This is a genomic window from Microvirga pudoricolor, from assembly GCF_016892705.1.
GTDB lineage: Bacteria > Pseudomonadota > Alphaproteobacteria > Rhizobiales > Beijerinckiaceae > Microvirga > Microvirga pudoricolor.
Genome location: NZ_JAFEMB010000001.1, coordinates 930,079 through 942,266 on the forward strand (window position 1 = coordinate 930,079; position 12,188 = coordinate 942,266).

Here is a 12,188-nt window from a genome sequence, read left to right on the forward strand (position 1 = left end):
AGGGAGGACATCAAGGGCTCCCTCGGCAGCCTGCGCCCTTTTCAAGCGAGCCCTGCGCCGAAGCCCTGGGCGTCCGTCATCAGCCTGTCGAGATGCATCCGGATGTGGTCGGCTTCCGCGGCCGTGCGGGCGAGCCCGATGGCCCGGTCGAAGGCGGTTTTCGCTTCCCCATGACGGCCGGTCTGAAGCAGGAGCGCGCCTTGGACTCCGAAGAAATGGAAATAATCGGACAGTTGCGCCTCCAGCGGCCCGATCAGGGACAGCGCCGCATCGGGGCCGTGAACCTTGGCGTGGGCCACCGCCCGGTTGAGCGTGACGACGGGAGAGGGCTGAAGGCGCTCCAGGCTGGCGTAGAGCCGGTCGATCTGCGCCCAGTCCGTTTCCTCGGGCCGCGCGGCCCGCGCATGGAGCGCCGCGATGGCGGCCTGGACCTGGTAGGGTCCGGGCTTTCGATGCCGCATCGCCTTGTCGACCAATGCCAGCCCCTCGCCGATGAGCTTCCGGTCCCACGATGCCCTGTCCTGGTCCTCCAAAAGCACCACGGAGCCGTTCGCGGCATATCGGGCTGGAGCGCGAGAATGCTGGAGCAGGAGCAGAGCCAAGAGGCCCATGACCTCGGGCTCGGTTTGGAAGAGGCGCAAGAGGAGCCGCGCCAGCCGGATGGCCTCGTCGCAGAGCTGAGCCCGCATCGGTACGGCATCGTCCGCAGCGGAATAACCGTCGTTGAACAGGAGGTAGACCATGGCCATGACGGCGGCGAGCCGTTCGGAGCGCTCCACGGCTCCGGGCGGCTCGAACGGTACGCCGGCCCGTGCCACGCGCCCTTTCGCGCGGGTGATGCGCTGCTCCATGGCACTCTCGCTGACCAGGAAGGCCCGCGCGATCTGCCTCACGGAAAAACCCGACACGACCCGCAACGCCATCGCGATCTGCTGGGTCGCGGGCAGCTCGGGATGACAGCAGATGAACAGGAGGCGCAGGACGTCGTCCCGGTAGTGAGCGCCGTCGAGGCGTTCGGCGAGCGCGTCCTCGGCATTGCCAAGGTCGGAGATCCGCTCCTCCTCCGGCAGTGCTTCGAGCCGGCTGCGCTTGCGCGCATGGTCGAGGGCGGCGTTGCGTCCGACCAGGATGAGCCAGGCCGCAGGATCGCGGGGCGGCCCGTTCACGGGCCAATTCTTGAGCGCACGAAGGCAAGCCTCCTGGAACGCTTCCTCGGCCGTGTCGAGATCCCGAAAATAGCGAAGGAGGGCGCCCAGGGCCTGGGGACGGGCCGACGTCAGCGCTGCGTCGATCCAGGCCAGTTCCGTCACGCCGCTTCGCCTCCCGGATTGAAGGAGCTGATCGGCCTCAACTCGAAGGCTCCGGCGGAGCCACTGGCCTTCGCCAGATCCTGGGCGACCGCGATGGCATCATCGAGGGTCTCGCAATCCACCACGTAGAAGCCCAGGAGCTGCTCCTTGGTCTCGGCAAAGGGCCCGTCGATGACCAGGGCCTCCCGGCCTTTCCGGATCGTCGTGGCTGCCGTGGTCGGAAGGAGACGCGCTACGGGACCGAGGCGTCCCTTCTCGGCCAGCTTGTCCTGAACCGCTCCAAGCCGGGCCATCACCGCCGCGTCCTCGTCCTTGGTCCAGGAGCCGACGACGTCTTCCGAATCGTAACAGAGAATGGCGTAACGCATGGAAAATGATCTCATCACCCTGAAAGACGGGTGACAATGTCCTGATCCGACAGGACCCGCAAATAAATTTGCGGCCAGGGCCCGCAGGCGAGGGCTCAGATGACCGAGGGGTCAGATGACGAAGAAGTCCGTAGCCTTGATTTTGAGGTTCTTGCTCAGCTGGGCGATCTTCACGGCGGCGGCGGAGCCGGTTCCGTCCTTGTCGTACCACAACACGCCCGTCTTCTTGTCGTAGAGGATGCGGTCCGACGCATCGTGCGCGGCGGAGCCGGCGAAGAAGGCCTCTTTCTTCAGGTGGGCGGGGCTGGCCAGGGACCCCTTCTTGCCCAAGGCTTTGAACACGCTGTTCTCAAGATAGATGCTGTCGTCCCGAACGACGAAATCCACGATACGGTCCACATTCGCCGCGTGGGGCTTGCTGTCGAACACGAAAACGTCCCGGCCGCCGCCGCCCGTCAGGACATCTTTTCCCCATTGACCGAACAGCATGTCGTGACCGGCCCCGCCATTGACCCGATCATTGCCGCTCCCGGCATAGATCGTGTCGTTGCCCCCGGCTCCTGCCAGGACGTTCGGTCCATCGTTGCCGACGATCATGTTGGGCGTATCGGATCCGGTCAGGTTGATCGGCGCCGTGCCCTTGACGGTGGCGACCGTGAGAAGTTCCACCTCGGAGGAGCTCGGGAGGGTGACGCTCGCGCTGGCCCGGACGACATCGTATCCGCCACCCGCCGCTTCGATGACCACATCCAGGGCGTTGTCCACCAGATAGGTGTCGTTGCCGCCAAGCCCCTGCAGGATGTCGGCGCCGGCGCCGCCGTCGAGAAGGTTCGATCCCGCATCGCCCGTGAGGGTATTGGCCAGTTCGTTTCCGATCAGGGTCAGCCCAGCGGACGCGCTCGTAAGGTTCTCGATGAATTGCCCGAAGGGAAGCCGGTAGTTGACCTGAGTGAGGACCGTGTCCTGGCCCTCCCCGGCATTCTCGGCGATCCCATCCCCGGCATGGTCGACGTGATAGGTGTCGTTGCCGCGGCCACCGGCCATGTAGTCCATGCCGGAGCCACCGTCGAGATCGTCGTCGCCGTCGCCTCCGTAGAGCCGGTCGTTGCCGGCCAAACCATCCATGTCGTCAGCCCTCGACGTGCCGGTCAATTCGTCATCGCCCGATGTGCCTACGATTAGACGCGGAAACTGCCCCGTCCAAAGCAGGCCGGAGATCTGACTCATTTTATTCTGAAGGACGGAGTTCCAGTCATCGGCCAGGATTCCGCCGGTATCGCCCGAGTTTGGGTTCCACGACCACCACGTCCAGCCGATGCCCTCCAGACCTTGCGCGATGTCGATCCTGCCGTCGGCGTCAAAGTCACCAGACAGGTAGGATTTGATCTTGTCGAGCCATAGCTTGTCCTTGTGATCTGAAAGTCGTGTGCCAAGCTCGCCAATATAAACCGGCGCGATGTTGTTCTTATAAATGTAGCCCCACATCTGATCGAACTTGGCCGGCAGATTATCGGCGAATGATGAGCCGTTGAACCAGGGCTGCTCATGAATCGAGTTGGGGTAGTCATGAGCCGAATAAACGAGCTTATTGCCCACATTCAAACGGATAGGGCGATCCTTCACGCCCATGAGGTTGCCGCCCCACCAATAATAGGTATTTTGATACTCTTCGACGCCCTCCACGAAGACGAGCCAATTGGGGTTGGAGGCGAGAATCGCGTTGCCGGCGCGCTCGGCCGCCGCCGCCCAGTCGGTGGATCCGCCCCCTCCCCAGCTGGCATCACCATGCGGCTCGTTGTGGAGGTCGGCGCCGATCACCGTGTCGTTGCCGGCGTAGTGCACCGCCAGCATCTTCCAGTTATCGATCCATTTCTGCTCGGTATAGGCACCGTCGTACCAGAGCCCGTTGGCATTCGGCCCGCTCCCGGCCGCCGACCGGTGATGGTCGAGAATGACCTTCAGGCCCAGCGTGCCGGCGTAAGCGACCACCTTGTCCATGATCTGCAGACCCGTGAGACCGGACAGGTCCGGGTTCAGGCCGTAGTTGATGTCCCTGGGCCGGCTACCGGCCTCGAAGAGCTGGTCGGAGAATGGCAGGCGGATGGTGTTGAAGCCCAGATCCGCCATCTGGGTCATCATGTCCTTGTAGTTCCGCGCGTGAAGGCCGTCAGGGGCGTAGCGGTCGGATTCCATCCCGAACCAGTTCACGCCCGAGATCTTCACCGTCCGACCCTGCCCATCGACGATTTGATTGCCGCGCGTGCTGAGAAAATTACTCATGCGTTCCAGCTTTCTGGCGAGGACTCGTCATGGACGGGAAGACGTCACGCCGGACGCCGGGACGGACATTTGAGGCGCGAAGGTGCACTGCAAAGGCTTTGCAGGCGATTTATGCCTGAACGGAACAATTTCGAAACGGCGCCGAAGGGGTATGCGTCGCTTTGCCCGCAAAGCCCCACATTAGGGATAGCCCCAAGCGACGCGGCCTCGACCGGTCTTAGGACCCCCTACTCCCTTTTGAGGACCGGACACTTCTCCCAGTACCACATATTCGTATGAGCGCTTCGGACTAAGGATGATTGCTGAAAGTCACATTTGTTGACAGTTTACCGCAACGCAAAAACGCGTAGCGGGCAACAAGTTACAACAAGACATGAGCATGAATACGTCGCGGCCTCCGAACGGCACGACGCATGACGGCTCATGCCTAGGACCTGAGCCTGCGAATACTCAGACGAAAGCCAATATTTGCTTTCGACAACAGATTCCGGTGTGTAGCAAAGGAGGCAGCTGATGCTGCGAGCGATTTCGCTAGGTTTCCTGACGGTCGCGGTAGGCGCGGCACTCCTTCTCGTCCTGCAGCCCGTGGGCACGGACGCGCAATGGGCCATCGCGGAAGTTTGCCTTCTGGGCATGTTGGCCATCAAGCTGCTGAACCTCAAGGGGTATTGGCGGCACCTGTTCTTCGGTCTCGGCGCTCTCGTGGTTCTGCGCTTCGTCTACTGGCGCACCACCCTCACGCTGCCCAGCATGGCAAGCCTGCAGGATTTCATCCCCGGCGTGATCATCTACGGCGCCGAGATGTTCTGCGTGGTCATGCTGGCCATGAGCCTCTTCGTCATCGCCCGGCCCATCACCCGGCCGCGGGCGCCGCAGCTGACGCGGGACAGGGCTCCGACCGTCGACGTCTTCGTCCCGTCCTACAACGAGGATGCGAGCCTTCTGGCCATTACGCTCTCGGCCGCGAAGGACATGGACTACCCGAAGGAAAAACTGACGGTCTACCTGCTCGATGACGGCGGCACCGACCAGAAGGTCCAGTCGCCCAATCCGAAGGTCTCCGAGACGGCCCTCCGCCGCCGGGAAGAGCTCCAGGAGCTTTGCCGCAAGCTGGGCGTGAAGTATCTCACCCGCGAGCGCAACGTCCATGCGAAGGCCGGAAACCTCTCGAACGGCCTTCTGCAGTCCACGGGCGAGCTCGTGGTCGTGTTCGACGCCGACCATGCCCCCACGAAGGAATTTCTGAAGGAGACGGTCGGGTACTTCTCGGAGGATCCCAAGCTCTTCCTGGTGCAGACCCCGCACTTCTTCATCAATGCCGACCCGATCGAGAAGAACCTCGCGACCTTCGACCGGATGCCCTCCGAGAACGAGATGTTCTACAGCATCATCCAGAAGGGCCTCGACAAGTGGAACGCCGCGTTCTTCTGCGGCTCGGCAGCCGTGCTGCGGCGCACCGCCCTCGAGCAGGCCGGCGGCTTCGCCGGCACGTCGATCACCGAGGATTGCGAGACGGCGCTCGAGCTGCATTCGTCGGGCTGGACCAGCCTCTACGTGGACAAGCCGCTCATCGCGGGTCTGCAGCCCGAGACCTTCGCGTCCTTCATCGGTCAGCGAACCCGCTGGTGCACGGGCATGCTGCAGATCTTCCTCATGAAGAACCCGGTCTTCAAGCGGGGCCTGAGCTTGGCGCAGCGTATCTGCTACCTGTCGACCTGCATGTTCTGGCTCTTCCCGATCCCGCGCATGATCTTCCTGGCTGCCCCGCTGCTGTTCATCTTCTTCGACCTGAAGATCTACAACGCGACGGTCGCCGAGTTCGGTGCCTACACCCTCACCTACCTGGTGGCGGCCCTCCTGATGCAGAGCTACGCCTATGGCCGCGTCCGCTGGCCCTGGGTCTCGGAACTCTACGAGTACGTCCAGTCCGTCTACCTCTTCCCCGCCATCATCAGCGTCATCCGCAATCCGCGCCGTCCGACCTTCAACGTCACGGCCAAGGGCGATGCGACCGACGACGACCGTCTGTCCGATCTGGCTTGGCCCTACTTCGCGATCTTCGGCGTGCTGCTGGCCGCGACCGTGATGGTGGGCTACCGGCTGCACAACGAGCCGGACGCCGCCGGGCTTCTGGGGATCGTCGGACTGTGGAACCTGTTCAACCTGATCATGGCGGGCCTGGCGCTCGGTGTGGTGTCGGAGCGCCGTGAGCGCCGCCGCAACCACCGCGTCCCGGCCCAGGGCCGCGGCGCCCTCCAGGTGGACGATACGATCCTGACGGTTCAGATCGTCGACGTGTCCCAGGGCGGCATGCTCGTCCGGGCCCACGGCCCCGGACAGGTGCGGCTGCAATCCTCGGCGCGGCTGGCCATTCCGGCCGAGCAGGGAAGCGGTTCCGCTTACCATTACCTGCCGGTCAAGATCGCCAGCGTTCGGACGAACGAGGATGATCGCATGATCGGCCTGACCTTCGCGTCCATGGGTGCGGCCGAGTACAGCTACGTCGCCCGGCTGATGTATGGCGACCTCTCCGTCCTGCGCGGGATCCGCGCGGCGCGGCAGGGGGGCCGGAGCATCATTCTCGGCACCGGCCAGTTCTTGGGGTGGGGCCTCAGGCAGACCCTACGCGGCCTCTACTTCGCACTCTTCCGCCGCTCCGGTGCTGCCGGCGCCAACTCCCATCACTAGGAAGCCGTCAACGGTTCAACCGAATCTGGAGCCTCCCATGCGTCTTGCCTCGGCCCTCATCCTCGCAACGTCCCTTGTCTCGGTGCAAGCCCTGGCGGCGGAAGCGACCCCGCGCCCCACCTCCCAGGGTCTATCGTCTCTCACCATCAACCTGCCCGAATGGCACCGTCCTCTCTCGCTGAGCGCCGAGGACGGTCAACTCAACGGCGAGGCGGGAGTCCGCGATTTCCCCGTCTTCATGACGACCGGCGAGGCGAACCGGCCCGCCAAGCTGAAGCTGTCCTACGTCAACGCCATCTCGGTGATGCCGGAAACCTTCAAGATGATCGTGAAGGTCAACGACGTGGTCGTGGGTGAAACCTCGCGGCAGACCGCCGGCAGGCCTGAGACCTTGAGCCTTAACATTCCGCCCGGTCTTCTCGTGGCGGGGTTCAATTCGGTTCGAGTGACCGTTCGCCAGTCTCATCGCGTCGATTGCTCGCCGGACTCGACCTACGAGCTGTGGACGCGTCTGATGCCGGAGAAGAGCGAGCTCGTCTTCTCGAATGTGTCGGGCGACATCCGCGAACTGACCGATCTTCCGGCCATCAAGCCGGACATCAACGGCGCCACGCGGATTGCCGTGCGCCTTGCGGATCGCCGCGACTCCGACAGCCTCAACCGCGCCTCCCGTGCAGTCCAGGCCGCGGTGCTGTTCGGCCGCTTCGCCAACACCATCGTCGAGATCAATCCCGACTCCGCCAACGAGGCGGGTCTCGACGTGGTGGTGGGGACCGCCGCCGAGGTCAAGGACGCCACCGGCCTTCATATCCCCGGCACGGGCTCACGCGAGCAGCTCCTTTACAACGCGCAGACCGGCAGGGCGACGCTGATTGTCACGGGCGAAAATGATGCCGAGCTCGACATGGCACTCGCATCGCTCGCATCCCGTGCTCAGGACGCGAAGGCTCAGGGCTCCCCGGCCGGCCTGCGCGCGCTCGCGAACCTGAACGGTCGCGTGGTACAGGGCGGCGAGACCTTGACGTTCGAGGATCTCGGCCTCGAGTCGGAAGCCTTTCGCGGCCGTCTGTACAGGCAGACTCTGCGCCTTCAGCTCCCGTCCGACCTTCTGGCGGCGGATTACGGGCGTGTGATCCTCGATGCGGACGCGGCTTACGCGCCCCATCTCGCGGCCGGAAACAAGCTCACGGTTCGCGTGAACGGTGCGCCCATCGCCGACATTCTGATGGCAAAGGAATCCGGCGAAATTCTCGACAAGCGCCGCATCTACCTGCCCATGGGCGCGTTCAAGCCGGGCCTCAACACCATCGACATCGAAGCCCGGACGCTGACGCCCAATGACGACAAGTGCGAGCCTGTCGCTCTCGGCGACCAGCGCGAACGCTTCCTTCTGGCCGGGACGAGCCAGGTTCAAATCCCGGGTCTTGCGCGCATCGGTGCGATGCCGAACATCTCCTCGGCCATCCCCGGCGGTCTCTCGCGGATGTCGGAAGCCAGGGACCTGAACCTCTTCGTCCCGCGTGCCCGGCCGCAGGCCCTCGAAACCTCGCTCTCGATGCTGGCCAAGATGGCAAGCCTGTCCGGCCAGGTCACCAAGGCGAGCTTCCATCTGGATCGCGCTCCGGAAGGCGTGGCCCACGTCCTGGCGATCGGCGCCTACGGCGACATGCCCGAGGCGACCATTCGGGCCGCCGGGATCAACCCGGCGAAGCTCAGCCAGGCTTGGCAGGGTGCCCCTGCTCAGGCCGCCCCCGTGAGCTCCCTGGGGCAGGCCGTTCAGGTGGCCTCCATCGGCGAGCAGGTCTCTCTGCCGGATGCCATCCTGGCGAAGGCGGAGCAGACCGCTTCCGTCGGCAGCCTGACGTCCCAGATCGCACAGGCGAGCGGTCCCTTGTCGGATGCCGCGGGCTTCATCGGCAACATCAGGAGCACGGGCCTCGAAGCCTATGCGCGGTCGGCTTTTGCGGGACTGCAGGATGTCGTGATGCATTCCCTCGACCGGGCCGGTCTCGTGAAGGCACCCTCCCCCGAACTGATCATCACGCCGGAATCCACGCTGGTTGTCGCCCAGGGAGCACAGTCGAAGGCCCTCGACCATAGCTGGAGCGCGAAGCTCATGCCGCAGGTCGAATCCACGACCCTCATCCTGGCGCCCACCACGGACGAGCTGTCGAACAGCGTCTACACCTTGCTGTCGGGCTCGCTCTGGCAGCGCCTCGTCGGCCAGGCCGCCGTTTTCAACGCCCATGACGGCACGGTCGAGACGCGCGTGTCCGGCGAGGTGCTTCTCGTCCCCACCGCCCCGTTTGACGTCGAGAACACCCGGCTCATCGCGGCCGGCTGGCTCTCCCGCAACATTCCGGTCTATCTGGCAGCCCTGTTCGGCATCTTCCTGGTGCTGACCTTCGCGGTCCAGCGCGTGCTGCGTTCCTCGGGAGTGCGGGAATGATCGCGCTCCGCACCGCTCTCCTGGGCCTCGCGGCGATCACCCTCGCAACGGGCGCCGCGGCCAAGACCGAACCCCGGACCGGCCTCTCGCTCGCCCAGGCGACCGAGACGCAGGCTCCGGCCGAGGCAGGCCTTCCCGCCGGCTGGCTCCAGCAGGCCTGGGCCAAGTACAAGCAGCGCTTCGTCCGCTCGGGGCGCGTCATCGACGACGTGAACAAGATCAGCCACAGCGAGGGTCAAGGCTACGGCATGCTCATCGCCGTGAAGGCTGGCGACCGCGCCGGTTTCGACGAGATCTGGACCTGGACCAAGAAGGAACTCTACATCGACGCCAGCGGCCTTGCCGCCTGGCAGTGGAAGGAGAAGGCCAGCCCGAACGTCACGGACCGCAACAACGCCTCCGATGGCGACGTTCTGATCGCCTGGGCGCTGATCGAGGCCGGCGCCAAATGGCAAAAGGCGGAGTATGTCGATGACGCCCGCGCCATCGTGGCAGCCCTCGGCCGCCTGAACACCGCCCAGACCCCGGCCGGACTGGCCCTCATTCCCGGCCGCGTCGGCTTCCAGGCCGAGGACCACCCGGACGGCATGGTGCTCAACCTGTCCTATTGGGTGTTTCCGGCCTTCGACCGCCTGAAGGGTTTGGGACCTGAGACCGATTGGGCAGAGATCCAAGCCACGGGATTGCGCCTGATCCGCGACAGCCGCTTCAGCCCCATGCGGCTGCCCGCCGATTGGATCGCGGTCGGCTCCGCGCCTCCGGCACCCGCCAAGTCGTTTCCGGCGCGGTTCAGCTACAACGCGATCCGCATCCCGCTCTACCTGGCGTGGGCGAAGGTCCCACAGCCCGACCTTCTCCGGCCTTTCGCTGGCCTGTGGAACGAGAAACTGAATCTCGGTCCGTTCGAGGTGGATCTGGCGACGGGCGGGGCCCTCGACACCTTTGGCGGAACCGGCTTCAGGGCCGTGATCGCCACCGCCAAATGCGCCCTCGACAAGCAGAAGCTCGACCCCTCTCTCCGCACCGTGGAGATGGGTGCCTATTACCCCACCACCCTTCACATCCTGTCTCTCATCGCCTTGCAGGAAAGGTATCCGGAATGTCTATGAAGCACATGGCCCTCATCCTCGGCTGCATCGGATCCGCCTTCGTGCTGTCCGGCGCTCAAGCGGCCGACAGCCTCAAGCGTCCTCTCGCATCGCTGTCGTCCGTCCAAACCGAGAGCACCGATACCGACGCGCCCTTCGACCTGAATGCGCGTCCGGCCGTCTCTGCGGCCGCCAAGCCCAGCCTGTCCGAATCCCTGTCCGGGACGAGCGCGCTCACCGCTCCGCGCGCGGGCCGCTCTCTCGTTCAGCCGAAACGCGAAGCCGCAGCCGGCAGCGTGGACGAGAGCGCGCTGCGCTTCTACGCCTCGCAGAACGACGCCGCTCGGGTCTCCATGGAGATCAAGCGCCTGAAGGTTCTCAATCCCTCCTGGGAGCCGCCAACCAACCTGTTCGACGAAGCGCGCGATCCCGCCATGGATCAGAAGCTGTGGGACCTCTTCGGGACCGGCCGCCTCGACGAGGTTCGCGCTGCGGTGGATGAGATTCGCGCGACCGACCCGACCTGGCAGCCCTCGGCCGAGTTCGTGAAGAAGTTCGAGCTGGCGGAGCTGCGTCAGCAGCTCGTGGCGGCTTCCGACGCCAAGGACTCGGCATCCGTGCTGAGCGTCGCGGAGGCGCACCCCGACATGATGGTCTGCGCGGACGTGGACGTCATGTGGCGTGTAGCCGAAGCCCTGGTTCATACGAACGAGGTTGATCGCGCTCAGGACCTCTACAAGCACATCCTGACCCGCTGCCCGAACCCGGCCGAGCGCCTTGCGACGATCCAGAAGGCCGCTGAGCTTCTGCCGGCCACGGCCATCAAGCCCCTCATCGCGGTCGGCCAGCGCCGGCCGGGGGCGGGACGGGAATTCGAGTCGGTTCAACTCGATCTCCTGCGCCGCCAGGTCGGCAAGCTCGCCGCCGATCCGACGGGCGAGCCCGTGATCGCCAGTGAGTTGCGCAGCTTCGAGACGCTGACCACGCAGAAGAAGGCCGCCAACGATGCCGTCCTTCTGGGCTGGTACTACTATTCCAAGAAGGACTGGCCCACGGCGCAGACCTGGTTCAAGCAAGCCATGAGCTGGGACCGCATCCCGAAGGCGGTCGAGGGATATGCCTTGGCGCTGCGCCAGCAGGGCCAGCTCGCCGAAGCCGAGACCCTCTCCTACGAATGGCGCGACGCCGACCCGCTGATCGCGAAGCTCTACATCGAGATCCTCGCGACCGCCCTCACCGAGCCCAAGCCCGCCGCCATGGACGCCGGGCGCCTGGCTCGCACCGAAAGCGTGATCGAGGCCGCGCAGTCGGTCAACGGCTCTCAGGCCATGGGCTGGTACTACTACAATACCGGCGCCTTCCAGAAGGCGAGCCCCTGGTTCTCCAAGTCGGTGGCATGGGGCGCCAACGAGACCAACGTCCTCGGACTGGCCTTGGCGGCGAACCGCATGAAGGACCGGGCCCTGTTCCAGAAGGTTCTGGCCGAGCACGGCACCCAGTATCCGGCAGTGGCCGCGCTGAAGGCATATGACCAGAAGCCGGGCTCGAAGGGACAGGGCGGCACCCGCGTGGCGAAGCGCGGCGGCGGCGGAGGTGGCGGCAATGGCGGCGGACAGGCCGGCCAGCTCGCCGAGGCGGCCGTGGCCCAGTTCAAGGACGGGAACTACAAGGAGGCGCTCGCAACCCTCGACAAGCGGGCGGCGGTGTCGAAGGAAGATCAGGGCCTCGGCGTCCTGCGCGGCTGGGCACTCTACCAGCTCAACCAGTACGACAAGGCGCGGGACCAGTTCGCCTCCATGGACAAGAAGCAGTCCTCCCGCGATACGCAATACGGCCTCTACTACTCCTCGGCGAAGTTGGATCCGCTCAACCTCGGTGATTGATGGAGACCGGCCGGCGGGACGTCCGTGTCCCGCCGGTTCGAGGCAACATGTCCCAGACGAAAGCGGTTGCGCTCCCGCCGGAACGCTGCATTGAGTAGCGCCCCGGCCTCACGCATGCGGAT

The 12,188-nt window shown here is 64.9% G+C and carries 7 protein-coding genes; 4 read left to right on the top strand and 3 right to left on the bottom strand.

The window, feature by feature from the left end:
* Nucleotides 1-41: 41 nt before the first annotated feature.
* The 3 genes from ILT42_RS04340 to ILT42_RS04350 all read right to left on the bottom strand — a co-directional run bounded on the left by ILT42_RS04340 (nucleotide 42) and on the right by ILT42_RS04350 (nucleotide 3,958).
* Nucleotides 42-1,310: an RNA polymerase sigma factor gene (locus ILT42_RS04340; RefSeq protein WP_204214084.1), complete on the bottom strand. Its 1,269-nt coding sequence runs from the start codon at nucleotides 1,308-1,310 to the stop codon at nucleotides 42-44.
* A complete protein-coding gene (locus tag ILT42_RS04345; protein WP_204214085.1) occupies nucleotides 1,307-1,678 on the bottom strand; it encodes a YciI family protein in 372 nt (123 codons plus the stop codon). The genes ILT42_RS04340 and ILT42_RS04345 overlap by 4 nt, the downstream gene beginning before the upstream one ends.
* Nucleotides 1,679-1,789: 111 nt before the next feature.
* On the bottom strand, nucleotides 1,790-3,958 hold the full coding sequence (locus tag ILT42_RS04350; RefSeq protein WP_204214086.1) for a cellulase family glycosylhydrolase: 2,169 nt from the start codon (nucleotides 3,956-3,958) through the stop codon (nucleotides 1,790-1,792).
* 513 nt (nucleotides 3,959-4,471) lie between these two features.
* On the opposite strand from ILT42_RS04350, the gene bcsA reads away from it, so the two are divergent.
* Genes bcsA through ILT42_RS04370 form a run of 4 tightly spaced genes read left to right on the top strand, consistent with a single transcriptional unit; the run spans nucleotide 4,472 to nucleotide 12,066 of the window.
* Complete coding sequence (gene bcsA, locus ILT42_RS04355) at nucleotides 4,472-6,646, top strand: UDP-forming cellulose synthase catalytic subunit (RefSeq protein ID WP_204214087.1); 2,175 nt, start codon at nucleotides 4,472-4,474, stop codon at nucleotides 6,644-6,646.
* 37 nt (nucleotides 6,647-6,683) lie between these two features.
* Nucleotides 6,684-9,095: a cellulose biosynthesis cyclic di-GMP-binding regulatory protein BcsB gene (locus tag ILT42_RS04360; RefSeq protein WP_204214088.1), complete on the top strand. Its 2,412-nt coding sequence runs from the start codon at nucleotides 6,684-6,686 to the stop codon at nucleotides 9,093-9,095.
* Complete coding sequence (locus ILT42_RS04365; protein ID WP_204214089.1) at nucleotides 9,092-10,204, top strand: glycosyl hydrolase family 8; 1,113 nt, start codon at nucleotides 9,092-9,094, stop codon at nucleotides 10,202-10,204. The genes ILT42_RS04360 and ILT42_RS04365 overlap by 4 nt, the downstream gene beginning before the upstream one ends.
* The gene (locus ILT42_RS04370) at nucleotides 10,195-12,066 is read left to right on the top strand and encodes a hypothetical protein (protein ID WP_204214090.1); all 1,872 of its coding nucleotides are present in this window, start codon (nucleotides 10,195-10,197) and stop codon (nucleotides 12,064-12,066) included. Before ILT42_RS04365 ends, ILT42_RS04370 begins: the two co-directional genes overlap by 10 nt.
* Nucleotides 12,067-12,188 lie beyond the last annotated feature (122 nt).